At 31.6% G+C, this 24,565-nt stretch carries 22 protein-coding genes; 12 read left to right on the top strand and 10 right to left on the bottom strand.

Annotated features, from left to right (window positions below):
• Positions 1-10 precede the first annotated feature (10 nt).
• The 7 genes from asnB (at position 11) to ACFWV9_RS09855 (ending at position 10,149) form a co-directional block, all read left to right on the top strand.
• Complete coding sequence (gene asnB, locus ACFWV9_RS09885; RefSeq protein ID WP_411895049.1) at positions 11-1,918, top strand: asparagine synthase (glutamine-hydrolyzing); 1,908 nt, start codon at positions 11-13, stop codon at positions 1,916-1,918.
• A gap of 1 nt (position 1,919) precedes the next feature.
• Positions 1,920-3,053, top strand: a complete 1,134-nt coding sequence (locus tag ACFWV9_RS09880; RefSeq protein ID WP_411895048.1) for a glycosyltransferase family 4 protein — start codon at positions 1,920-1,922, stop codon at positions 3,051-3,053.
• 8 nt (positions 3,054-3,061) lie between these two features.
• Positions 3,062-3,676 (top strand): sugar transferase, encoded by a 615-nt coding sequence (locus tag ACFWV9_RS09875; RefSeq protein WP_411895047.1) that lies wholly within the window; start codon positions 3,062-3,064, stop codon positions 3,674-3,676.
• 246 nt (positions 3,677-3,922) lie between these two features.
• A complete protein-coding gene (locus tag ACFWV9_RS09870; RefSeq protein ID WP_411895046.1) occupies positions 3,923-5,050 on the top strand; it encodes a DegT/DnrJ/EryC1/StrS family aminotransferase in 1,128 nt (375 codons plus the stop codon).
• The gene (locus ACFWV9_RS09865; protein WP_411895045.1) at positions 5,044-6,948 is read left to right on the top strand and encodes a polysaccharide biosynthesis protein; all 1,905 of its coding nucleotides are present in this window, start codon (positions 5,044-5,046) and stop codon (positions 6,946-6,948) included. Before ACFWV9_RS09870 ends, ACFWV9_RS09865 begins: the two co-directional genes overlap by 7 nt.
• A 19-nt stretch (positions 6,949-6,967) precedes the next feature.
• Entirely contained in the window at positions 6,968-7,747 is a 780-nt protein-coding gene (locus ACFWV9_RS09860) for a polysaccharide biosynthesis/export family protein (protein WP_411895044.1), read from the top strand.
• A 26-nt stretch (positions 7,748-7,773) separates the two neighbouring features.
• Positions 7,774-10,149, top strand: a complete 2,376-nt coding sequence (locus ACFWV9_RS09855; protein ID WP_411895043.1) for a GumC family protein — start codon at positions 7,774-7,776, stop codon at positions 10,147-10,149.
• Between the two features lies 1 nt (position 10,150).
• On the opposite strand, the gene ACFWV9_RS09850 is transcribed toward ACFWV9_RS09855, so the two are convergent.
• On the bottom strand, positions 10,151-11,323 hold the full coding sequence (locus tag ACFWV9_RS09850; protein ID WP_411895042.1) for a proline dehydrogenase family protein: 1,173 nt from the start codon (positions 11,321-11,323) through the stop codon (positions 10,151-10,153).
• Between the two features lie 97 nt (positions 11,324-11,420).
• On the opposite strand from ACFWV9_RS09850, the gene aroB reads away from it, so the two are divergent.
• On the top strand, positions 11,421-12,494 hold the full coding sequence (aroB, locus tag ACFWV9_RS09845) for a 3-dehydroquinate synthase (RefSeq protein ID WP_411895041.1): 1,074 nt from the start codon (positions 11,421-11,423) through the stop codon (positions 12,492-12,494).
• Here aroB and ACFWV9_RS09840 read toward each other — a convergent pair.
• From ACFWV9_RS09840 to ACFWV9_RS09830, 3 genes are all read right to left on the bottom strand, one after another.
• A complete protein-coding gene (locus ACFWV9_RS09840; RefSeq protein ID WP_411895040.1) occupies positions 12,489-13,004 on the bottom strand; it encodes a DinB family protein in 516 nt (171 codons plus the stop codon). The two genes, aroB and ACFWV9_RS09840, sit on opposite strands and share 6 nt — an antisense overlap.
• Before the next feature lie 63 nt (positions 13,005-13,067).
• Entirely contained in the window at positions 13,068-13,547 is a 480-nt protein-coding gene (locus ACFWV9_RS09835; RefSeq protein WP_411895039.1) for an Lrp/AsnC family transcriptional regulator, read from the bottom strand.
• A 74-nt stretch (positions 13,548-13,621) separates the two neighbouring features.
• Positions 13,622-14,767 (bottom strand): M14 family zinc carboxypeptidase, encoded by a 1,146-nt coding sequence (locus ACFWV9_RS09830; protein WP_411895038.1) that lies wholly within the window; start codon positions 14,765-14,767, stop codon positions 13,622-13,624.
• 303 nt (positions 14,768-15,070) lie between these two features.
• Here ACFWV9_RS09830 and ACFWV9_RS09825 point away from each other — a divergent pair, with 303 nt between their 5' ends.
• The 3 genes from ACFWV9_RS09825 to ACFWV9_RS09815 are packed head-to-tail and all read left to right on the top strand — an operon-like array spanning position 15,071 to position 16,654.
• Positions 15,071-15,439, top strand: a complete 369-nt coding sequence (locus ACFWV9_RS09825) for a helix-turn-helix domain-containing protein (RefSeq protein WP_411895037.1) — start codon at positions 15,071-15,073, stop codon at positions 15,437-15,439.
• 35 nt (positions 15,440-15,474) lie between these two features.
• Positions 15,475-15,861 carry a hypothetical protein gene (locus ACFWV9_RS09820; RefSeq protein ID WP_411895036.1) on the top strand — a complete coding sequence of 129 codons (387 nt, stop codon included), beginning with the start codon at positions 15,475-15,477 and terminating at the stop codon, positions 15,859-15,861.
• Between the two features lie 4 nt (positions 15,862-15,865).
• Complete coding sequence (locus ACFWV9_RS09815; protein WP_411895035.1) at positions 15,866-16,654, top strand: TerC family protein; 789 nt, start codon at positions 15,866-15,868, stop codon at positions 16,652-16,654.
• A gap of 5 nt (positions 16,655-16,659) precedes the next feature.
• On the opposite strand, the gene ACFWV9_RS09810 is transcribed toward ACFWV9_RS09815, so the two are convergent.
• The 3 genes from ACFWV9_RS09810 to ychF all read right to left on the bottom strand — a co-directional run bounded on the left by ACFWV9_RS09810 (position 16,660) and on the right by ychF (position 22,468).
• Positions 16,660-19,341, bottom strand: a complete 2,682-nt coding sequence (locus tag ACFWV9_RS09810) for a DNA gyrase/topoisomerase IV subunit A (protein WP_411895034.1) — start codon at positions 19,339-19,341, stop codon at positions 16,660-16,662.
• Between the two features lie 31 nt (positions 19,342-19,372).
• Complete coding sequence (locus ACFWV9_RS09805) at positions 19,373-21,226, bottom strand: DNA topoisomerase IV subunit B (protein WP_411895033.1); 1,854 nt, start codon at positions 21,224-21,226, stop codon at positions 19,373-19,375.
• Between the two features lie 147 nt (positions 21,227-21,373).
• Positions 21,374-22,468: a redox-regulated ATPase YchF gene (gene ychF / locus ACFWV9_RS09800; protein ID WP_411895032.1), complete on the bottom strand. Its 1,095-nt coding sequence runs from the start codon at positions 22,466-22,468 to the stop codon at positions 21,374-21,376.
• A 102-nt stretch (positions 22,469-22,570) separates the two neighbouring features.
• Here ychF and ACFWV9_RS09795 point away from each other — a divergent pair, with 102 nt between their 5' ends.
• Positions 22,571-22,972 carry a hypothetical protein gene (locus ACFWV9_RS09795; protein WP_411895031.1) on the top strand — a complete coding sequence of 134 codons (402 nt, stop codon included), beginning with the start codon at positions 22,571-22,573 and terminating at the stop codon, positions 22,970-22,972.
• Between the two features lie 3 nt (positions 22,973-22,975).
• Here the strand turns inward: ACFWV9_RS09795 and ACFWV9_RS09790 are convergent, their stop codons facing one another.
• From ACFWV9_RS09790 to ACFWV9_RS09780, 3 genes are all read right to left on the bottom strand, one after another.
• Entirely contained in the window at positions 22,976-23,659 is a 684-nt protein-coding gene (locus tag ACFWV9_RS09790; protein ID WP_411895030.1) for a hypothetical protein, read from the bottom strand.
• 224 nt (positions 23,660-23,883) lie between these two features.
• Entirely contained in the window at positions 23,884-24,057 is a 174-nt protein-coding gene (locus ACFWV9_RS09785) for a hypothetical protein (RefSeq protein ID WP_411895029.1), read from the bottom strand.
• A gap of 97 nt (positions 24,058-24,154) precedes the next feature.
• Positions 24,155-24,508 (bottom strand): 4Fe-4S dicluster domain-containing protein, encoded by a 354-nt coding sequence (locus tag ACFWV9_RS09780; protein ID WP_411895028.1) that lies wholly within the window; start codon positions 24,506-24,508, stop codon positions 24,155-24,157.
• Positions 24,509-24,565: the final 57 nt, after the last annotated feature.

Here is a 24,565-nt window from a genome sequence, read left to right as displayed (position 1 = left end):
TAGTAAATCAATGTGCGGAATTAACGGATTTATAGATTTTAATTGTTCAAATACAGATACTGTGACCTCTGATTTGAATTTTATGAATGAGTTAATCATTCATCGTGGCCCTGATGAAGACGGGATTTTTGCTGAACAATCTAAGTCTTATTCTATTGGCATGGGAATGAGGAGATTATCTATTATTGATTTATCTTCTGGTCAACAACCTATATACTCTGATAATAAACAAATTGTTATTGTTTTTAATGGTGAGATATATAACTATAGATTATTGAAGTCTAAACTTGAATCTGAAGGAGTAAAATTTAACACATCAAGTGATACGGAGGTAATACTAAAAGCTTATGAAAAGTACGGAACAGAGTCATTCAAATGGCTTGACGGAATGTATGGTTTTAGCATCTACGACAAAAACTTAAATAAAATTTTTATAGCTCGCGACTATTTTGGAGAAAAACCACTGTATTATGCCACAATAGATAATAAATTTATTTGGGCTTCAGAATTAAAGTCTATCATCAAATCTATTAAATCAAAACCAAAAATATCAAAAAAGGGTTTAAACCTATACTTTAGATTAACCTATATTCCCGCACCACATACCATTTACGAAAACATACATAAATTACAAGCCAATCATTTTATTAGCTACGATTTAGAAGTGCAAAGTTTCCATGTTGAGCAAATTAATTACGAACCAAAGCCACAAGTATCAAATATTTCATTTAAGGATGCTAAAGATAGAACGAGAGAGCTAGTTTATCACAGTGTTGACAGCAGATCTATTGCAGATGTTGGGCTTGGTACGTTTTTGTCAGGTGGTGTAGATTCTTCAATTATATCATTGTGTTTATCTCAGGCTACCAAGAAAAAGATTGATACCTTTTCTATTGGTTTTAAAAAGGCTTCTTACGATGAAACAGACAAATCGAGAGTAGTTGCAAAAATGATAGATAGTAACCATCATGAATTCATTATTGATGAAGACGATCTAAAAAATAACATTCATGAGATACTTATAAATTTTGATGAACCCTTCTCTGACTCCGCCTCCTTACCTACCCACCTTCTATCAGAAAAAACACGAGAACATGTTACTGTTGCCCTAACTGGTGACGGTGGCGATGAGGTATTTGGTGGATACAATAAATATTATGTTGGTAAAATGAATAGAAAATATACTAGTGTAATACCCAAAAGGTTACATAATATTATCTTAAATATTTGTAACAAAATACTTGTTGACAAGGATGATAAACGGGGTAAAAAATTTCAAATTAATAAGCTTTTAAACGCCATTAACTACGAAGGTGAGTTTTACTGGGATATTATATCCTTAGCAAATACCAGTAAGCAATTGTCAGAGTTAATGTTACCAGAGTACTTTGAAAGTGACTTGTTTAGAGAATATAAAGAAGTATTAAATAATGAAAAAATTGATTCATTAACAGACTTTAGACTAGTTGATAAAGTTTTGAGTCTTGAAGGAGGAATGCTAGCAAAAGTTGACAGAACAAGTATGCTAACGAGTTTAGAATGTAGAGCACCATTTTTAAATAGAGAAATTTGGGAATTTACAAATACATTACCAGAAAATTATTTGATGAACGGATGGAACAAAAAATACATCTTAAAGGAAGCATTTAGAGATCAATTTCCTAAAGATTTTCTCGAAAAGAGCAAAAGTGGTTTTGGGTCACCAACTGGTGATTGGCTAAGACAAAGCCTTAGATCAGAACTTGAAGCTTACATTGACCAAAAAATGCTACAAGAACAAGGGATATTTCAAATAGATGCTGTTACAAAAATTGTTAAGGATCATTTATCAAGTAAAAAGGATAGTACGTTTAGAGTTTGGTCTTACTATTGTTTCCAGAAGTGGTACAAGTTTAATTACTTAAATTCTAAAGAATAAAATGGAAAAGAAAAAAATTTTAATTGTTGCATCATTATCCCACTCACTTATAAACTTTAGAGGTGATTTTATTAAAAGTCTTATCAAATCAGATTACAAGGTTTATGCGCTTGCACCTGGTCATCCCGATAAATTCAAAACCAAATTAATTGAATATGGAGCAATACCAATAGAGTTTAATCTCAATAGAACTGGATTAAATCCTGTAATGGATTTTAAAACAATAAGAGAATTAAAGTCAATAATGAAAAAATATAAAATAGACTTGGTATTCCCTTACACGGTTAAACCTGTAATCTATAGTTCAATCGCGGCAAATCAATGCAATATACCTGTTATTTCTCTTATAACTGGATTAGGTTTTGCTTTTACAGGTCTAACATTCAAAGCAAGAGTGTTACAAAGATTGAATGAAACTTTATATAAACTTTCCATTCGAAAAAATAAGGTTGTTGTTTTTCAAAACAAAGATGATTATCAATTATTTCTGGATAGGAAAATCTTAAAAGAAGATAATAAAGTTGCTTTTGTTAGTGGGTCTGGCGTAAATCTTGATCAATTTCAGTACAGAATAAATAAAATTGAATCAAATAAAATAAGTTTTCTATTAGTTTCTCGTTTAATCAAAGAAAAAGGTATTTCTCTATTTCTTGAAGCTGCCAAAAAACTCAAAGAAAAATATCCTGAATCTGAGTATCATATAATTGGGGCTACAGACAATTCACCATCTTCTATCAAAGAAGAAGACCTTAAGCATTTGCACAATTTAGGAATAATTTTTTATTACGGTAAGCAAACTAATATACCTGAACATTTATATAGAAGAGATATATTTGTTTTACCAACTTATTACAGAGAAGGCGTACCAAGGTCTATACTCGAAGCCCTATCCGTTGGTTTACCTATAATCACAACAGACACCCCTGGATGTAAAGAAACTGTGAAAAAAGATTACAATGGTATTTTAATCAAACCACAAAATTTAGGCGAATTAGTAAATGCCATGGAGTATTTTTTAATTAATAAGGAGAAAATTGAGGGCATGGGCATAAACAGTAGGAAATATGCTGAGGAACGTTTTGATGTGAAAATTATTAATAAAGACCTCATTGATTTGATTTCTAAAGTAATATAAAGTTTAAAATGAAGATATATGCAAATTTTATAAAGAGATTATTAGATTTTTTTATCGCGCTTTTTGGGATTATTCTAGCGTCACCATTAATAATTGTATTGATACTACTATTATCTATTTATAATAATGGTAAACCATTTTTCTATCAAAATCGGGCAGGTAAAAACGCTCATGATTTTACAATTATTAAATTTAAAAGTATGAACGATAAAAAAGATAAAGACGGGAATTTATTACCAGATGAAGTACGGCTAACTCCTATTGGCAATTTCTGCAGAAAGTACTCTTTAGATGAATTACCACAGTTATTTAATATTATAAAGGGTGACATGAGCCTTATTGGTCCGCGACCACTTCCGCAAAGATACGTACCATACTATAATGAAGAACAAAGAAAAAGGCTAAATGTATTGCCTGGTATTACAGGGTTGGCGCAAATCAATGGGCGTAACTCAATTTCTTGGGAAGAACGTTTTGAGCATGACGTTTATTACGTAAAAAATCAGTCCTTTAGATTTGATTTGAAAATATTTATACTTACGATTTTACACGTTCTTAAGAGAAAAGATGTTAATACAGAAGACGGCAAACAAATGCCTGGATTTTTTGGTACTAAAAAATGAATGAGTAATAATGCGTAATAGATATATTTTTTAATTGATACCTCAAGATAAATTGAATTTAATCTATAATTGCTGTTTTTTTAACTTATATATCGTTTAAAATTAACATTTTATCGTATTATTTAATTTTGTTTTAATGTTTACCCCAATAGAAACTATATTAGCATTAAATGGCTATTGATTTATTAGGTCCCAAACACCTTTAATTTATAACTTTATCAAAGTTTATAGCTTAATAAATAACCTATGAATACAAAAATATGGTTGTCTTCACCGCACATGAGTGGTAAGGAACAATACTACGTTAAGGAAGCGTTTGATACAAATTGGGTTGCTCCACTTGGCCCAAATGTAAATGGCTTTGAAAATGACCTTAAACAATATTTAGATCAAAATATTTATGTTGCCGCTTTAGTATCTGGAACAGCTGCTTTGCACTTAGGGTTAATTTTATTAGGAGTTGAGAAAGATGATGAAGTGATCTGCCAAAGTAAGACATTTTCGGCCTCGGCAAATCCAATTGTTTACTTAGGCGCTACTCCAATATTTATAGATAGTGAAAAAGATACATGGAACATGTGTCCTGAGCAATTAGAAATTGCAATAAAAGATAGGATTTCTAAAGGTAAAAAACCAAAAGCTATTGTTGCCGTTCATTTATACGGCATGCCTTATAAAGTAGATGATATAAGACAAATTGCCAACAAATATGATATACCAATTTTAGAAGATAGTGCTGAATCTTTAGGTAGCACCTATAAAAATCAAAAATGTGGAACTTTTGGTGATCTAGCTATACTTTCATTTAATGGCAATAAAATCATCACTACATCTGGTGGAGGAGCACTTGTAACTAATACTAAAATATTAAAAGAAAAAGCAGTATTTCTTTCAACTCAAGCTAGAGATAATGCACCTCACTACCAGCATTCTGAGATTGGTTATAACTACAGAATGTCAAATATTGTGGCAGGAATCGGAAGAGGTCAAATGACTATATTAGATAGTCATGTTAATAAAAGACGCTCAAACCATGAGTTTTACAAAGAAGTTTTAAGTCAAATAAGTGAAATACGTTTTTTAGAGGAACCTACTGAAATGTTTTCTAATCGCTGGTTGACTTGTATACAACTACCATCATATAAAATTAGAGAAGAACTTAGAGAGTTTTTGCTTAAGGACAATATTGAATCTAGACCAGTTTGGAAACCAATGCACCTTCAACCAATTTTTAAAGACACTCCAAGCTATATCAATGGAATATCCGAGGATCTTTTTAATAAAGGTCTGTGCTTACCAAGTGGTTCTAATCTAACTGAAAACGAATTAAATAGAGTAGTTTTTGGCATAAAAACGTATTTTGCAGAATGCTAAATAAAATTTTAAATAAAATATCGCAAAAATATGCATCAAAATGGTTGGTGCTATTGTTTGATATATGTATTGTTATAAGTGCATTTTTCATAGCATACTTAATACGATATAATTTTAAACTTGATTTTAGTTTAAAGACTCTAATTGAGCAAATACCATATGTTGCAGTTGCTGCCGTCATAAGTTTTATTTCTGTTGGCTCCTATAAAGGTGTAGTAAGATTTACAGGATTTAAAGATATTGTGAATATTATAATTGGTGCCAATATACTCGCAACTATTCTTATTTGCTTCACTTTTATGAGTAGAAAAGTTAGTATTGTTAATAGCCTATTTAATATCTCCGGCTCTATTGTATATATTCATTTATTATTAAACATACTTTTATTAATAGGTTCAAAACTTTTTATAAAATCAATCTATAGTTATATAAAACAAGATTTAAACTCAGTTACTAATGTCTTGATTTTTGGAGCAGGTAGCTCGGGAATGCTTACCTACGATGCCATTAATAATGACACCAAAAATACACTTGAGGTTGTTGGTTTTATTGATGATGATGAAAGAAAAATAGGTAAGAAAATTAATCTAATAAAAGTCTACAGCCTGTCCTTAATTGATGAAAAATTTATTGAAAAAAATAATGTTGAAGATGTAATTATTTCCATACAAAATATAGATCCATCAAGATTACTTCAAATAACTGGGAATCTATTTAGTTTAGGTTTAAAAGTAAAAATTGTACCTCCTGTACAACACTGGATAGATGGAGATTTAAGTGTAGGGCAGATAAAAGAAGTAAAAATCGAAGATCTTTTAGGTAGAGACCCTATCAATATTAAGAATCCTGATTTGGAAGAGCAATATGATAATAAAGTAATTTTAATTACTGGTGCTGCTGGTTCAATAGGTAGTGAAATTTGCCGAAAAGTAAGTTTATATAATTACAAAAAATTAATACTTGTTGATAACGCCGAATCTGCTCTATATGATATTCAACAAGAATTCCGGCAAGAAGGCCTTTCTAATATAGATGTAATTGTTGCTGATGTAAGGAACAAAACAAGAATAGATCAAATTTTTAACCAATATAAACCAAAAATCGTTTTCCATGCAGCTGCATATAAGCATGTACCACTTATGGAGAATAACCCATATGAAGCTGTCAGTGTGAATATTGGTGGCACAAAAAATGTAGCTGATATTTCAGTAAAACATAGCGTAGACAAGTTCGTACTTATATCCACAGATAAGGCTGTGAATCCTACCAATGTTATGGGTGCAACTAAAAGAATTGCAGAATTATATGTCACTTGTTTAAAGGGCAAAGGCCACTCCAAATTCATAACAACTAGATTTGGAAATGTTTTAGGGTCTAATGGATCGGTAATTCCATTGTTTAAAAAGCAAATCGAAAAAGGCGGCCCCTTAACCGTAACACATAAAGATATTACGAGATATTTCATGACAATACCTGAGGCCTGTCAATTAGTACTAGAGGCCGCTGCAATGGGTATGGGAGGAGAAATATTTGTTTTTGACATGGGCGAACCTATCAAAATATTTAATTTAGCTACTAATATGATTATTCTATCAGGGCTCAGATATCCTGAAGATATTGATATAAAAATAACTGGTTTAAGACCAGGAGAAAAAATATATGAGGAACTCCTGGCTGATGGGGAAAATACTAAAAAGACTTATCACGAAAAAATAATGATTGCAAAATCGAGAAGAGTTGATATAGAATCAGTTGAAAAAGAAATTATTAACTTATCAAATATTAACACGTTAACTCAACCTCTTGAAATTGTATCAGCAATAAAATCACTTGTACCTGAGTTTATTTCTAACAATTCTACCTTTGAAGTATTAGATGATAAAAAATCAACCAATTAATAGATTAAAAATATTAAATATGAAAAATCAACTTATAATAGTATTAATTATAACCATATTATCCACCTCATGTGCTTCACGGAAAAATCTTGTGTATTTTCAAGATGAACCAATCGAAGCAGGTATTTTAGTTTCAGAACCTGAACAGTTAGTCTATAAACCAGATGATATCCTTACAATTAACGTATCTGCCTTAGATCCAGATACGGTAAGACCTTTTAACTTACCAGTTGTTTCAAATAATACAAATGTTGGATTGAATGCACAAGCAAATCTGCAAGTTCAATCATATTTGGTAGATTATGATGGAAATATTCAATTTCCTGTACTAGGAACAATTAAGGTATCTGGCTTAAATAGAACAGAACTGACTTCTTTGTTAACAGAAAGGATTAGTACATATGCCAACGATCCAATTGTTAATATTAGATTGGCAAACTTCACAATAACAATTATTGGTGAAGTAGCAAATCCAGGCACCTTCACAATTCAAGATGAAAGAATAACTTTACTAGAAGCTCTGGGCATGGCTAATGATTTAACCATATTCGGTGAAAGGAAGAATGTATTAATTATTAGAGAAATAGATGGTAAGAAAAAATTTGCTAGTGTAGATCTAACGTCTATAAAAACTGTAAATTCACCCGTATATTATTTGCAACAGAATGATGTTATTTATGTTGAACCAAATAAAGCAAAAATTCGATCCTCTACATTTAATCAAAATAATGCCGTGCTTATTTCGGCAGTAGGTACATTGACGACGATTGTCGCAATATTTTTAGCTAATAGCAAATAATTAGTCACAACTCATTAAAGTATATAATGGATACAAAATCGACTTCAATTACATCATTACACATTAGAAAAAAACTCGAATTATTTTTATCTTATTGGAAGATTATTCTACTTTGTTTGTTTATAGGATTAGGGGTTGCTTTTGTGTATTTGAGATATGCCACGAATGTTTACTTAGCATATGCAACCATTAAAATAAAAGACGAAGACCAATCAAAAAAAATCAGAGGCATTGAGGGAACAAATAGTACAGGTGGTTTATTCTCAGATGGAACAAATAAAATCAAAGATGAAATTGCCATAATGACCTCTCGAACAATTCTGGAGAAAGCTGCAAAAAAGCTTAAATTGAATATACTTTGTTTTGCCCAAGGAAACGTTAAGGAAGTTGAAATGTACAAGAATCCTCCAGTTAAATTAAGTTTCTTTGAAAGCGACTCCATTATTCATAAAGTAGATACAATATTTTACATGAAAATTAAATCACCATCGGAGTTTATATTATTTAACCAACCCGTAAAATCATTTTCAAAAAGGGATGAGAATGAAGGTAAGAATTATGCTTTTGGTGATAAAATAAATACAGGATTTGGAGGGGTAGTTTTTACTCCTAATATAGGTGCTTATGCACCAAAAGTAGGTAGCGATTTAAGTATTGTAATAAAACCTTTATCCACTGTTGTTTACGGTTATCAGCAAAGTATTGTAGTTACAACTGGTGAGGGTTCAAGTATTATTACATTAGAACTCAAACAAAGTAATCTTCAGAAGGCTAAAGATATATTAAATCAGATAATTGAGGAATATAACGACGATGTTTTATTGGACAAAGAAAATGTAATTAAAGTAACTTCAGAATTTATAAATAAACGGTTAAATGTAGTATCACAAGAATTAGAAGAAGTGGATTATACCGCTGAAGAATTACAAAAAACTAATAAACTAACAGCATTAGATAGTCAAGCCGATCTTTATCTACAAAGTGAAAGAAATAATGAAGCACGGATAATGGAAACTGCAAATAATTTGAAGTTGATTGAGTTTTTGCAAGCAGAAGTTAACGATGAAAATAAAGCTTCGGACCTACTTCCACTTAACGTTATTGATAATCAGAACGTTGCGCAAGTTACAAGCAATTATAATGAATTAGTATCGCAAAGAGATCGAATATTAAAAAATTCAAGTGAAAAAAATCCTATCGTCATCAAATTGAATGATGAGATCAAAGCTCAAAAAGAAAATTTACAAAACACACTGTCTAAAATGCAGGAATCTAACCAAATAACACTCAATTCTTTGAATAGAGAGGATGCTCGAATACGAGGACAATTGTACAGTGCACCTGCAAAAGAACGCCAATTTAGGAATATTGAGAGACAACAAGGAATAAAGGAATCATTGTATTTATACCTACTTGAAAAAAGAGAAGAATCAAATATTACACTGGGTATGTATTCTGATAATGCAAAAATAATCGATAAAGCTTATTCGTCTAATATCCCAGTTGCTCCAAATGTAAATTTTGTTTATTTAGCGGCATTTATGTTATCAATGGGTCTACCAATGGGAATAATTTATTTAAAAGATTTATTAGATACGAAAATTTACAGTAAGGATGAATTAATTGAGCTTATTAAAGTGCCTTATATTGGAGATATTCCAAAATCTTCAAAAAAAGAAAAATTAATTGGAAGAGTCGATTATACTCCAAAGGCAGAAGCGTTTAGGATTGTTAGATCTAATATTGATTTTCTGTTAAAAAATGTTGAAAATAGATCAAAAAAACTTTTTGTAACATCTACAAAAGCGCAAGAAGGTAAATCTCACACTAGTACAAATCTGGCAAGTTCAATATCATTTTCTAACAAGAAGGTATTATTAATAGAAATGGACATTAGAGTTCCAAAAATTTTAAAGTATTTAGATATTGACAATTTAAACCATAAAAAAGGACTTACGGATTACATTGTTGATAAATCTATTAAACCTGAGACAGTGATTGTAAACCATCCTTCAAATGAGTATTTGGATATATTACCCTCTGGTTCTATTCCCCCAAATCCGTCTGAACTATTAATGAATGAGAGAGTTGAAGAAATCATAAAATATGCCGAAAATAAATACGACTACATCGTCGTAGACACCTCAGCAGTTGGATTAGTTAGTGACACATTGTTAATTTCCAAATTTGCAGATATGTTTATTTATGTGGTGAGTGTTGACAACGTCGATAAAAGGCAATTTGTACATGTTGCTCAACCTCTATATGAAGAAAATAGACTGCCAAAACTGACTCTATTACTAAATGGAGTTAAAAAAGGAAAAAAAGGTTATGGTTATGGTTATGGCTATGGAAGCACTCCAAATAAAAAGAAGAAATGGTATAACTTTTTCAAAAGCTAATTCAAAGTTTTCTTCGTTGTTTCTCAGTTTTAATTAATCCTAGCTCTCTATTGGTTTGTCCAGCAACCGAGGTATTCTCTTCTGCTCTTCTTATAAGATAAGGCATAACATCCTTTACAGGTCCAAATGGAATATATTTTGCAACATTATAACCGTTTGAAGCGAGATTATAGCTTATATGGTCACTCATACCATATAGCTGACCAAACCATACACTATTATTGTTTTTTTCAATGGCAAACTTTTCCATTAATTCCATAGCCAAATAACTACTCTCTTCATTATGCGTTCCAATGAAAATAGATATTTGCTTTAAATTATTTAAAATATAAGTCAATGTATTATTAAAAATTTCATCTGTTGCATCCTTATTTTCACAAATAGGTGAATTGTAGCCAAGTTCCTCTGCCCTATTTCTCTCCTTTTCCATGTAAGCGCCACGAACAATTTTCATCCCTATTTTAAATCCTTCAGAATTTGCTCTCTGATGCAACGATTTTAAATAGTCAAGTCTGTCCCAGCGATAACATTGCAAGGTGTTAAATACAATTACTTTCTCTTTATTATATTTATACATCATCGCTTCAACAAGATCATCTGCTGCATCTTGCATCCAACTTTCTTCAGCATCAATTAAAACCTCAACATCTTTTTCTGAGGCCATTTTACAAACGGCATCAAACCGGTTAACAATTTTATCCCATTCTTGTTGTTCTTCATTTGTGAGTGTTTTTCCTTCTGACTTTTTTTGATATAAATAAAATCGACCAAAACCGGTTGGTTTAAAAACAACAATGGGCATAGCATCTTTTTCATCACAGAAATTGATGATTTTTAATATTTTATTTAATGCATTATCAAACTGTTCTTCAGTCTCCTTTCCTTCAACAGAATAATCTAAAACAGAACATACATCTTTAGAATATAACTTATCAATAACAGATAAGCAATCTTCTTCATTGACACCACCACAAAAGTGATCAAAAACTGTAGATCTAATTAATCCTTCAACCGGCAAATTAGCTTTTAATGCAAAATTGGTGGCTACAGTACCAATTTTTACCAATGGTTGTGATGAAATCATTTTAAACAAAAAATAGGCACGTTCTAGTTCAGAATCTGATTTTAAACTAAATGCCGTAGCAGTATCTTCAAATAATGAGCGATCAATCATTTCTTTAAAATAACATTTACACAAAAATAATTAATATTGACCTAATTTTTTCTAAAATCTAAGTATTTTCACAACTCAAAATTGAGTCATTTTCAAAATGAAATCTATCCAAACTAAAGGTGCAATTATCCATTTTAATTCTAATGTCTATTCAGAGTTAAATAATCATATAAAAGTTACGAATCCATCCAGTATTTTTATTCTTGTTGATACAAACACTCATGAGTATTGTTTGCCCAAATTTTTATCGAACCTAGAATCTAATGATATTGTGGTTGAAGTTATGGAAATGCCTGAAGGTGAAGATCACAAGACTATTGATATTTGTTTAGGTGTCTGGGAAGCACTATCTGAATACCACGCAGATCGTAAAAGCTTAATGATTAATTTGGGAGGTGGAGTTGTTACTGATCTTGGTGGATTTGTAGCGAGTACCTACATGAGAGGCATTGATTATATAAATGTTCCTACTTCCCTGTTAGCTATGGTTGATGCATCTGTTGGTGGTAAAACTGGAGTGGATTTAGGTTCTCTTAAAAATCAAATAGGTGTTATTAGTGAAGGGAGTATGGTATTAATCGATACTTCATTTCTAGATACCCTACCCCAAAATCATATGGTTTCTGGTTATGCGGAGATGATTAAACACGGTTTAATAACCGATAAGAACTATTGGGATACTTTGACACAGCTGGAGGAACTAGACATTTCAGATTTAGATCAGCTTATTTACGATTCAGTGGTTATTAAAAATAACATTGTCTCAGAGGATCCCACTGAAAAAGGGCTAAGAAAAATATTAAACTTTGGACATACTTTAGGTCATGCTATAGAAAGTTACTTTTTACAAAATGCAGACAAAACTCCCTTACTTCATGGTGAAGCAATTGCTATTGGTATGTTACTAGAAGCTTACCTATCTGCTAAAGTATGTGCATTGACATTAAATGAATTAAAGAATATTTCTGATGGAATATTAAAATCATTTCAGAAGGTTCAAATAAACGAGCAAGATCTAGAAGTTATTATTAGGTTATTAAAGCATGACAAAAAGAATAGCCATGGCAAAGTAAAATTTGTATTGTTAGATGCAATTGGCAAACCAAAAATTGACTGTGAGGTAAGTAATGATGTTATTTATGAAGCATTCAATTATTATAACAATCTATAAATATCGTTCTGTAATAATTGAAATATGATGATTTTCATGTCCAGTTATTATATAACCAATTGCTCTAACCGAAATTTTTGAACCACTTGCCTCGCCCATTAATTTAATGGCTTCAGAATCTATATTTGAAAAAAGTGTAATTGTACTATTTCGAACTGATATATATTCTTCTATTAAGCTATCCATAGTTCGGTTATTAGCCTTACCATGCACAACGTATTCATCTTGGTCAAACCCAACCAATGGAGTCTTATCATTTCTTGTTATACGTAGAGCTCGGTAACAAAAAATACGCTCTGTATCTATAAGATGGAGTAAAATATCCTTAATACTCCATTTATTTTTAGCGTATGCATAACCTTGCTTTTCAATCGGAACACTTTCAAAATATTTTACAACTGACTGTAAATTGTCTTGCAAAGCCTGAACGATATTTATATCCGTTGTTTTATCAATATACTGGCTGTAATAAGGAATGAATTCTTCGGAATTTAGCGTTTTAGAAATCATAATTATAAATAAAAAAACCCTCAGTATAAATAACCAAGGGTTCAATTTGTTTCAATTTAATTTTTATAATTCATTAAAAATAGTGTGCATCAATCGTTTTTTGTCATTAATGCTCTCTTCTAATGAAATCATAGTTTCTGTTCTATAGACACCTTCAATGTCATCTAGCATAAAGATAATCTCCTTAGCATGCATGGTATCTTTGGCTCTAATCTTACAGAAGATATTAAACTTTCCAGTTGTAATATGAGCTACAGTAACGAAAGGAATACTTTCTATTCTTTCTAAAACAAACTTTGTTTGTGATGTGTTCTGTAAAAAGACACCGACATAAGCAATAAATGAGTAACCCAATTTTTTATAATCTAAAGTCAATGATGAACCTTTAATAATACCCGCTTCTTCCATTTTCTTCACTCGTACATGCACTGTGCCTGCCGAAATCAATAATTTCTTTGCAATATCCGTAAATGGTATACGGGTATTGTCTATTAACATATCTAGGATTTGGTGGTCAATTTCGTCTAACTTAAACTTTGCCATAATTATAAATTCTTTAAACTATATGCAAAAATAGAGTATTTTTATTGACAAATAATCATTTAAATTGAATTAGTTTATGGTTTTAGTGATATTTTCTCATTTTTTATAAGAACGAAATCGATTTCGCAAGATACTTTTAGAGGAATTTTTTGATCAGATTTTACGATTTTACCCTGAACATCATATTCTTTATGTCCGTAATATTTCTCTAAATTTGAAATAGAAGCAATATTAGGCTTAAAAGTTATTGAGCCATTTATAAGAATTTCTTTGTACTGAATTGCAATGTCAACTAATTCTTTAGCATTAGTTTCTGTTTTGGCATTTCTAATAATAATATCATAAAATGATTTTGTGTTTTCAGGGATTTCAAAATATTCATGGGAGTTTGAGTCTATAATTCCATTAGATATTACTGATAATCCTTTCAGAAGTGCAATAAAAACAACCTTCCGGATTTCCTCTCTATTATAGTCTCCATCAATATGACCTGCTTCATATAATATCGTTGGTACTCCTAAACTCTGAAACATATCACCCACGCAATTAAGATTAAATCCATCATCATATCGTCCAACAGAATTCGGGATTACTTCTTGCATTGTTTTATTTAAATCTGAAATTATAGACATTGCAACCTTCCTGTTTACGGTCACAGTTCGTTCTTTATCCTGAGATGGTGAAAGAAAGGACATTGAAGCGGATTTACCAGAGTAGCCAACTCCAAAAATTGTACGTTGACCATGGAGATTAAAACAATAATCGGGTTTGAATTCATCAAAGACAGATCTTAATACTTTACTTTCTGGTTGTGATAAATATTGAGCATCTCTGTTTAAATCAATATCATTTGCATTAACACGTGTATATACCTCAGCTCCATCAGGATTAAGAATAGGTATAATATACAAAGTACAACTTTCAAGTATGGTTCTTGAGAGATCAGTATCTAATTCAAAAACATTGAAACAATCAAATAAAGCTTTAGTTGTTGTAGATTCATTACCATGCATCTGAGACCACAACAAAATCTTTTTAGAACCAGATCCATATATGAATGCATATATAGGTTTTTTTTCGACCGAATAACCAATTATAGCCACCTTGGCTTTATCTAGCTTTTCAATACATTTTTCAATATTACTATTGGTAATATATCGGCCAAAAAGCGAAGGCTCTTTTATACTAGAATATTCCTCGTTTAATTGATTAAAGTTCATTTATCTAAATTGACAATAACAAATGTAATCTTTTAATAATTTACATTTGTAAACTTACAAAATTTGATAAATTTTACATTACTAAACAACATTTACAGATTCGCTTGCCTTTTAATAAACTACAATTGAAAATAATGCAAAGAGTTTACTTATATAGTTGTAGTTTATTTATTATCAATATTATATGATATTTTAGTAAAGTTATAGTTTAATGTTATAATAAAAATATTAAGTTTAAAGAGTATATACAGAATACAATTGTTTACATTTGTAACGTTATAATAGTAACAATCCTTGTTTACAATGATAAACAATAGAGAATTTACAAATCGATTACAAAAAATCATTGATTTCCATGATGAAACGGCATCGAGTTTTGCTGAGAAAATTGGAGTTCAAAGATCAAGTATATCTCATATTCTTTCGGGTAGAAATAAACCAAGTTTAGACTTTGTTATGAAATTACTACACACCTATCCTGATGTTGAACTTTATTGGTTAATGAATGGAAAAGGAAATTTCCCAAAGAACATTACTAAAAATGTAACTAAAACATTTAATAATAATACCAGTATAGAAGGTAATACAGAAAAAGAAGAAAGTGTTGATCAAAAAATTGAGAAAATAGTTATTTTTTATAAGGATGGTACATTCAAAAGCTATAATCCTTAATAATACATTACCTATTTAGTACTTTTGTATTTAAGATGAAAAAAATACAATTTCTATTAATCTCTGTTTTGTTAATTGGTTGTTATGACCTTAAAAGAGACTGTACTGACTATAAAACGGGTAAATTTGAATTTAAATATATAATTGATGGTGTTGAAAAAACAGGTCAATTTCTTAGAACTGACGAGTATAATATTGACTATTATGAGGGTGTGATAGATACATCTTCTGTAAGATGGATAAATGATTGTGAGTTTATTTTAAAGAAATTAAACCCAAAATCAAATGCTGATAAAGACGCAATTCATATGAAAATCTTAACAACAACAGACAGTTCATATACATTTGAGTATAAATTGGCAGTAAAAAAGCCTAATAGACCACAACGTGTTGAAAAGGGAATCGCAAAAAAAATAGAATAAGAACATGTTAGAATTCCTCCTTACATCAGATGCTATAATGGCCCTTTTAACATTGACCTTTCTTGAAATTATTCTTGGAATAGACAATATAGTTTTTATTTCTATTGCTGCTAATAAACTCCCTGAACACCAACGAGCTAAGGCAACCAATATTGGCCTTATCCTAGCTATGGTGCAAAGAATTGTGCTCCTTTTTTTCGTTTCGTTTTTAATTGGTTTAAGTGAACCATTTTATACTTTAGAGAATGAATGGCTCAAAATGGCTATCAGCTGGCAAGCCCTTATTTTATTTGCAGGTGGTTTGTTTTTGATTTATAAGAGTACATCAGAGATTAGAGAAAAAGTTGAAACACCAAGTCATGATGAGGAAGGTGTCCGTGCTAAGGTAATTAAATCGCTATCTCAGGCAATTACACAAATACTAATTATTGATTTTATATTCTCAGTAGACTCTATACTTACTGCGGTTGGAATGACCAATGGCTTACACCCCAATCATAATTACACCTTAGTACTAATGGTAATCGCAGTTGTGATTTCTATTTTTGTAATGATAGGGTTTGCAAATCCAATACGTAAATTCATAGATAAGCACCCGAGTATGCAAGTATTAGGATTAGCATTTTTAATTCTTATCGGATTTATGTTAATAACAGAAGCAGCTCACTTATCTCATACAGAATTCTTTGACACTACAGTAGGTGCCATACCTAAAGGTTACCTTTACTTTGCTATTGCCTTCTCTCTTTTTGTAGAATTTTTAAATTACAGAACAACAAAAAATAAGGGTTGAACCTTTTAAAACAATGACGCCTGACCTTTGTCATCTATTTCCGGATCTTCCTTAGAATCTGCTTCATCCGTTTCTGAACTGGTGGGTTGTTCTGCGGTTTCAGGCTTTTCTTCTGGTGCTACCATTTCTTCATCAACCACTTCCAATTCATCTGCATGGATTTCTTCTGGAGCCTCATATGGCAATGGATCTAATAAATTGATTTGATTTATTTTGTCCTTAGTTAATTGATTTCCAAGTGCATTTATTCCTTTTACTGAAATAAAATCTTCAAGATTAACCTCCATATTTGGCTTTCTCTCCTTACCGCGCTCCTTAGTAAACTCAATTTCAGCCATTGGTTTCCAATCTGTTGAGACAATTTCTAATTGGGAATTTGCGTGATCTGAAATAAAAGACTCTTCCTTTCCTTCGTTTTCAATTAAAAAACGTTTAACATAATAACGTTCCTTCTGACCATCGTAATAAATTGCTGATATTGGTTTTTTTGGAATCCATTTTTCCAGCACAATCATATCGCTATCAAAATGAGTCGTCATTTCAGGGATAATTGTTTTCACTATTCCAGATTGAGTAATAATCAATAAACGATCCTCTCCTCTAAATTCACCTATTAGCTCGCCTCTACCATCTACATTTAAGCGTTGAACAGTATCATCAAACCATATCTTACGAGGTTTTAAAGTGGAAACGCCTTTTTCCTTAAGTTCTATTCGTTTAATAGAATATTTGGTCACCTGATTTCCCTTAGAAGCTCTTCCTTTAATAATTATATCCGCAAAATCTAGATCCCATTTTAGTTTTTTAATACTTCCTACTTGTCTAAGCATTACGGTTACAACTTCTGCTTCTCCATTAGGATTTGCTGAGAAATACCAAACTACAGAATTTTTACTTCCATTTGTCAAATCATATTCTCTATCTCTAGTCATGCTAGTAACCGCAAATCGTTTAACATATGAAGGACCTCCTTTACCATCACGATAAATCATATTATAAATGGTACGTTTATCCTTTTTCTTGAAAACAGCAACATGAATTATATTTTTACCAATAAACGTTTTTGAATCTACTTTGGTCACCATCATTTTACCTTCTTTGGTAAACACAATGATATCATCTATATCACTACAATCACAAACATATTCATCCCGTCTTAAGGATGTTCCCACAAAGCCTTCCTCCCTATTAACGTAGAGTTTGGTGTTTCTAATCACAACCTTGGTAGCATCTACATCTTCAAAGATCCGTATTTCAGTTTTACGCTCTTTACCCTCTCCATAATCCTTCTTAAGTCTTTCAAAATAAGCGATAGCATAATCAATAAGGTTTGCTAAATGATGCTTTACCTCAGCGATCTGATCTTCTAAAGCATCTATTTTTTGTTGCGCTTTATCAATATCAAACTTAGAAATACGCTTAATTCGTATCTCTGTTAAACGTACAATATCTTCTTCAGTTACTGCTCGTTTTAAATGCTTTACATGAGGTTTTAACCCCTTGTCTATCGCACTAATAACACCTTCCCATGTTTCCTCTTCCTCAATATCACGATAAATTCTATTCTCAATAAAAATTCGTTCTAGTGAGGCAAAATGCCATTGCTCTTCAAACTCACCAAGTTTTATTTCTAATTCTTGTTTTAAAAGCTGAACGGTATTATCTGTCGATCGACGTAACATTTCTGAAACCCCAACAAAAAATGGTTTGTTGTCTTCAATCACACAACCTAATGGTGAAATTGAAGATTCACAATTTGTAAACGCATATAAGGCATCTATGGTTTTATCTGGTGAGAGACCAGATGGTAAGTGGATAACAATTTCAACTTCAGCCGCAGTATTGTCCTCAATCTTCTTAATCTTAATCTTACCCTTGTCGTTGGCCTTTAATATAGAATCTATTAGCGAGGATGTTGTTGTTGCAAAAGGTATTTCGGTTATTACCAAACTATTTTTGTCACGTTGCGAAATCTTAGCTCTTACACGAACTTTACCACCTCGCAAACCGTCATTATAATTTGTGAAATCAGCAATTCCAGCTGTTGGAAAATCTGGTAAAATTGTAAAGCGCTTCCCTTTTAAGTGTTTTATAGAAGCATCTATTAGTTCTAAAAAATTATGTGGCAATATCTTAGTTGATAAACCTACTGCAATACCCTCACCACCTTGTGCTAATAACAGTGGAAACATTACTGGAAGATTTATCGGTTCTTTGCGTCTGCCATCATAAGACGCCTGCCATTCAGTAATTTTAGGGTTATATACAACATCTAAAGCAAACTTAGAAAGTCTAGCTTCAATATAACGAGAAGCCGCTGCTCTATCGCCTGTTAATATATTTCCCCAGTTTCCTTGGGTATCAATTAATAAATCTTTTTGACCTATTTGCACCATTGCATCAGCAATACTAGCATCACCATGAGGATGGTACTGCATTGTATGACCTACAATATTCGCTACTTTATTATAACGGCCATCATCTAGGTCTTTCATTGAGTGCATTATGCGACGCTGCACAGGTTTAAAACCATCTTCAATAGCAGGTACAGCACGCTCTAATATTACATAAGAAGCATAGTCTAGGAACCAATCCTTATACATACCAGTCACCCTGGTTATGGTTTCTTGAGGCTCTTGATTTTGTTCGTTACTAATATTATCTAATTCTTCGTTTTCTTCTGACATAAGTCTTACTTCACAACTTTATAATGGAATTTTATTCTTCTACTACGTCTAATTCAACCTTAAGGTTTTCTATTATGAATTCTTGTCTTGTAGGGGTATTTTTGCCCATGTAAAATGATAAGAGCTCCTCAATTGACATATCCTTATCTAACATCACTGGATCTAAGCGTATATCCTCACCAATGAAATGTTTAAATTCGTCTGGAGATATTTCACCTAATCCTTTAAATCGAGTTATTTCTGGTTTCGGTTTTAGTTTTTCTAATGCATTTCTTCGCTCTTCTTCACTGTAGCAATAAATTGTTTCTTTCTTATTTCTTACTCTAAAAAGAGGTGTCTGCAATATATATAAATGTCCTTCCTTAATCAACTCAGGAAAAAATTGTAAAAAGAATGTAATTAATAACAATCTAATATGCATACCGTCAACATCAGCATCAGTAGCAATTACAATATTGTTATATCGCAATTCTTCGATTGATTCTTCAATATTGAGTGCAGCTTGAAGTAAATTGAATTCCTCATTTTCATACACAATTTTTTTACTTAAACCATAGGAATTTAAAGGCTTACCTTTTAAACTAAAAACGGCTTGAGTATTAACATCCCTTGATTTTGTAATACTACCTGAAGCTGAATCTCCTTCGGTTATAAATAATGTAGTCTCTAAGTTTCTTTCATTCTTTGTGTCACCAAAATGCACACGGCAATCTCTCAGTTTTTTATTATGCAGACTTGCTTTTTTAGCCCGCTCTTTAGCTAATTTTCTTATTCCTGATAATTCCTTACGCTCACGTTCTGCCTGAAGAATTTTCCTTTGAATCTTCTCTGCCGTGTCTGGATTCTTATGGAAGTAATTATCTAAATTACGTTTTACAAAATCATTAATATAAGTTCTTACAGTTGGTAAATCGCCACCCATATCAGTTGACCCTAACTTCGTTTTAGTCTGACTCTCAAATACAGGTTCCATTACTTTAATAGCAATGGCAGCAACCACCGACTTTCTTATATCTGAAGCATCGTAGTTTTTACCGTAGTACTCTCTAACAGTTTTTACTATTGACTCTCTAAATGCTAATAAGTGTGTACCTCCTTGTGTGGTATTTTGCCCATTAACAAAGGAATGATATTCTTCACTATACTGCGTTTTGCTGTGTGTAATGGCAACTTCAATATCGTTTCCTCTAAGATGTATAATGGGATACAGTAAATCTGAATCTGAAATATTTTCAGATAATAAATCTTTAAGACCATTTTCGGAATAGAACTTTTCACCATTAAAAACAATGGTAAGACCAGGATTAAGGTATACGTAGTTTTTAAGCATTTTAGCTACGTATTCACTTCTGTATTTATAATTCTTGAAAATACCAACATCTGGCACAAAAGAAACTTTTGTTCCCTTTCTGCGAGAGGTCTCTTCAAGTAATTCCTGATTAGTAAGATTTCCTTGTTCAAACTCAGCGGAAGCCGATTTGTTGTCTCGAGTGGATTCTACTCTAAAATAGGTAGATAAGGCATTCACTGCTTTTGTACCAACTCCATTTAATCCAACCGACTTTTTAAAGGCTTTAGTATCATACTTACCACCAGTATTCATTTTTGACACAACGTCAACAACTTTCCCTAGTGGAATTCCACGACCATAATCCCTTACAGTAACACGTTCACCTTGAATAGAAATTTCAATAGTTTTACCAGCACCCATGACAAACTCATCAATAGAGTTGTCTAATACCTCTTTGAGTAGTATATAGATACCATCATCTGGTGAAGATCCGTCACCTAATTTACCGATATACATTCCAGGTCTCATTCTGATATGCTCCTTCCAATCGAGTGAACGAATATTTTCTTCAGTGTAGTTAGACTGTGCTGCCATAGATCTTAGGACGAAAATTTTTGATAGAACGCTAATATAATACTATACCTCATAAAATGAAATACGGATTTACTAAAGTAATTAACAATAAAAAGGTCAATGTTGTTGAGAACATTGACCGCTATTTAAAAAAGTCTGATTGCTATTTTAAACATTAAACAAGAAATGCATGACATCACCATCTTTTACAATGTAATTCTTACCCTCTACTCGCATTTTTCCGGCTTCTTTGACCTTTGCCTCACTCCCATAATGCACATAATCATTATAAGAGATAACTTCTGCCCTAATAAATCCTTTTTCAAAATCGGTATGAATAACTCCTGCAGCTTGTGGAGCTGTTGCTCCTATTGTTACGGTCCAGGCTCTAACTTCTTTAACACCAGCCGTAAAGTAAGTTTGCTGGTTTAATAACTTATATGCTGAACGTATTAATTTTGCTGAACCTGGTTCATCTAAACCAATATCTGCCAAAAACATTTGACGTTCTTCATAATCATCTAATTCATTAATATCTGCTTCAGTTCCCACAGCTAATACCAAAACTTCTGCACTTTCATCTTTTACTGCCTCAGAAACCTTATCCACATAAGCATTTCCTGTTGTAGCTGAAGCTTCATCTACATTGCAAACATACATTACAGGTTTATCCGTAATAAATTGTAATGGCTTTACATATTCTTCATAATCTTCATCCGAAAATTCAATAGCTCTAACAGATATACCAGATTCTAACTTTTCTTTGATTTTTAATAGTACAGCTTCTTCTGCTTGAGCTTCCTTATTACCAGTTTTTGCTGCACGCTTTACTTTATCAAGCTTTTTCTCTGCTGTTTCTAGATCCTTCAACTGCAATTCCATATCAATGGTTTCTTTATCTCTAATAGGGTCAATAGAACCATCTACGTGCACAATGTTATCGTTATCAAAACAACGTAACACATGAAGAATTGCATCCGTCTCTCTAATATTTGCTAAAAACTGGTTACCTAAGCCTTCTCCTTTACTTGCACCTTTAACCAAACCTGCGATATCAACTATTTCTACAGTGGCAGGCACAACTTTTTCTGGGTTGACCAACTCTTCTAATTTAGATAACCTTGGATCCGGTACATTAACAACTCCTATGTTTGGTTCTATGGTACAAAATGGAAAATTTGCACTTTGCGCTTTGGCATTAGATAGACAGTTAAATAAGGTTGATTTTCCAACGTTTGGTAATCCTACAATTCCAGCTTTCATGTATTAATTATTTTGCGAGTGCAAATGTAATTAATTACTGATATATATCATTTCCATTATCCTACTAAAAAGATAATTTACAGAAGATTTAAGTTTTTAGTTATGAAAAAGATATTTATTCTATTGTTAATCTCATGGGGATTAATAAATCAATCTAATGGACAAGAGCTAAATGATGAGGTAAAACAAACACCTCAAGAACTATATGATTTCCATATGGCCAAAAAGAAAAAAAACGCAACTGCAGGATGGTTAGCATTAGCCGGTGGAGTTGGAATGATCGCAGGTGGTGCGGCTATTAATATTGATGAATGTCTGCTTAGTGATTGTAAAAACGGAATGCCGTTGGTTTATCTTGGAGCAGGAATGAGTATAACCAGTTTTGTATTATTCAACAAAGCTTCACAACATAATAAGAAAGCAAAAGTTCAACTTTATAGAGGTGCGGTAGGCATTAATAACGATATCTCTTATAATGGATTGTCAGTCACCTTCAATTTCTAATTTCTATATACCAAGACAATTATTATCACGGTAGAGTATAGTAGTTTGATCAGTTCCAAACCCCGTAGGCTTAATTCCTTTAAAAATTATAGACCTGAAACCCTTCTTTTTATAAAAATCTATACCTTCTTTATAACATTTTCTATAAGTATCATCGAAAATTACTACACCTATATCTGATAAATAATTAAACGCTCTTTTAGCGCATTTTACTCTTTTTCTGCCGTCAATAACTACTACGTCACATTTCTGATCATTTAAATGATAATCTATTGCTCTTGGATAAGAATCATTTAGTTCATGATAGTGTATTTGGCCATTACTAATTTTTTTGAACAATTCTTTTTTAATCTTTTTATACCAATCCTTATCGTATTCAATAGAAATTATCTTTTTGGCTCTTTTTGCAAAAAACATCGTGGAGGCACCTGAGCCATATTCAAAAACAACTAGCTTGTTATGAATTCTTTTATTTAAAAACTCAATAACAGGATAATTCATCCATGGAATATATTCTCCTAACTGATTCTTTAAGTCATAGTTTAAAGTCGATTCTATAAATCCAGTTTGCACTAGATAAGAAGATTCATAATTTGTTAACTGATAACCAAGTTTAAGTTTTTGAAGATGTGGTTTAAATCGATTTGGGAGCAGGAACAATATTATTTGATAAATTTCTTTCTTCATAATTTTACAATTTGAATGAATAACTATCAAAAATTTATTAAGGTTCGCTCACGACGATATTTTGATAAATTTTATTAAGATATTGATAAATATAGTAATTATTTAATTGAATATCAATAAGATATATTATGTTGACTTTTATCGATTAGTTTATTCTAGGTAATAATATTAATTTAAAAATGTATAATCATTCAAATTTGCGATCTATATGAATACTTATATTATCAAGATTTATTGTCTTTTTCGTCATTTTTCCTTTTCAATGCTTTACCAATCCCAGCACCAAGGGCAACTCCAACACCTATCCAGATAGCCAAATTATCAGTAGCAATTCCAATTGCAACGCCAATTGCAATTCCAAAAGCAATTCCCTTAGCTAAACTATTATCCTTATTCATTGCATATATTTTTTAAAAAGTTACAAATTAATCTTTTAAGAATAAAAAAATCCTGAATAGTCATTCAGGATTTAAGTTTGTGTATTTATATTTTGCATTAGTCTTCTGAATGCATAAATCGTTGCTTACCTAGCAGTTGCTCTTCAGTCTCTACAACATCTTCATCTGGCACACAACAATCTACAGGACATACTGCTGCACATTGTGGTTCTTCATGGAAGCCCATGCATTCTGTACATTTATCTGGTGCTATATAGTAGAGCTCGTCACTAATTGGTTCTTGCGTTTCATCTGCATCTACTTCTTTACCACTTGGTAATACTACATTTCCTTTTAAGCTAGTACCGTCTGAATATCTCCAATCATCAGCGCCTTCGTAAATGGCAGTATTTGGGCATTCTGGTTCGCAGGCTCCACAATTAATACATTCGTCAGTAATTATAATTGCCATAATCTTTTTTCTTTTCCTTAATTTTGAAGGTGCAAAAATAAAGCCAAAAAGACATTT

This window comes from Winogradskyella sp. A2, from assembly GCF_046762865.1.
In the GTDB taxonomy this organism is placed as follows: Bacteria; Bacteroidota; Bacteroidia; order Flavobacteriales; family Flavobacteriaceae; genus Winogradskyella.
This window is presented reverse-complemented; position numbering and strand designations above follow the sequence as displayed.

Coding starts and splice junctions, on each gene's coding strand:
- asnB (WP_411895049.1), top strand. CDS start 11: ATGTGCGGAATTAACGGATTTATAGATTTTAATTGTTCAAATACAGAT.
- ACFWV9_RS09880 (WP_411895048.1), top strand. CDS start 1,920: ATGGAAAAGAAAAAAATTTTAATTGTTGCATCATTATCCCACTCACTT.
- ACFWV9_RS09875 (WP_411895047.1), top strand. CDS start 3,062: ATGAAGATATATGCAAATTTTATAAAGAGATTATTAGATTTTTTTATC.
- ACFWV9_RS09870 (WP_411895046.1), top strand. CDS start 3,923: ATGAATACAAAAATATGGTTGTCTTCACCGCACATGAGTGGTAAGGAA.
- ACFWV9_RS09865 (WP_411895045.1), top strand. CDS start 5,044: ATGCTAAATAAAATTTTAAATAAAATATCGCAAAAATATGCATCAAAA.
- ACFWV9_RS09860 (WP_411895044.1), top strand. CDS start 6,968: ATGAAAAATCAACTTATAATAGTATTAATTATAACCATATTATCCACC.
- ACFWV9_RS09855 (WP_411895043.1), top strand. CDS start 7,774: ATGGATACAAAATCGACTTCAATTACATCATTACACATTAGAAAAAAA.
- ACFWV9_RS09850 (WP_411895042.1), bottom strand. CDS start 11,323: ATGATTGATCGCTCATTATTTGAAGATACTGCTACGGCATTTAGTTTA.
- aroB (WP_411895041.1), top strand. CDS start 11,421: ATGAAATCTATCCAAACTAAAGGTGCAATTATCCATTTTAATTCTAAT.
- ACFWV9_RS09840 (WP_411895040.1), bottom strand. CDS start 13,004: ATGATTTCTAAAACGCTAAATTCCGAAGAATTCATTCCTTATTACAGC.
- ACFWV9_RS09835 (WP_411895039.1), bottom strand. CDS start 13,547: ATGGCAAAGTTTAAGTTAGACGAAATTGACCACCAAATCCTAGATATG.
- ACFWV9_RS09830 (WP_411895038.1), bottom strand. CDS start 14,767: ATGAACTTTAATCAATTAAACGAGGAATATTCTAGTATAAAAGAGCCT.
- ACFWV9_RS09825 (WP_411895037.1), top strand. CDS start 15,071: ATGATAAACAATAGAGAATTTACAAATCGATTACAAAAAATCATTGAT.
- ACFWV9_RS09820 (WP_411895036.1), top strand. CDS start 15,475: ATGAAAAAAATACAATTTCTATTAATCTCTGTTTTGTTAATTGGTTGT.
- ACFWV9_RS09815 (WP_411895035.1), top strand. CDS start 15,866: ATGTTAGAATTCCTCCTTACATCAGATGCTATAATGGCCCTTTTAACA.
- ACFWV9_RS09810 (WP_411895034.1), bottom strand. CDS start 19,341: ATGTCAGAAGAAAACGAAGAATTAGATAATATTAGTAACGAACAAAAT.
- ACFWV9_RS09805 (WP_411895033.1), bottom strand. CDS start 21,226: ATGGCAGCACAGTCTAACTACACTGAAGAAAATATTCGTTCACTCGAT.
- ychF (WP_411895032.1), bottom strand. CDS start 22,468: ATGAAAGCTGGAATTGTAGGATTACCAAACGTTGGAAAATCAACCTTA.
- ACFWV9_RS09795 (WP_411895031.1), top strand. CDS start 22,571: ATGAAAAAGATATTTATTCTATTGTTAATCTCATGGGGATTAATAAAT.
- ACFWV9_RS09790 (WP_411895030.1), bottom strand. CDS start 23,659: ATGAAGAAAGAAATTTATCAAATAATATTGTTCCTGCTCCCAAATCGA.
- ACFWV9_RS09785 (WP_411895029.1), bottom strand. CDS start 24,057: ATGAATAAGGATAATAGTTTAGCTAAGGGAATTGCTTTTGGAATTGCA.
- ACFWV9_RS09780 (WP_411895028.1), bottom strand. CDS start 24,508: ATGGCAATTATAATTACTGACGAATGTATTAATTGTGGAGCCTGCGAA.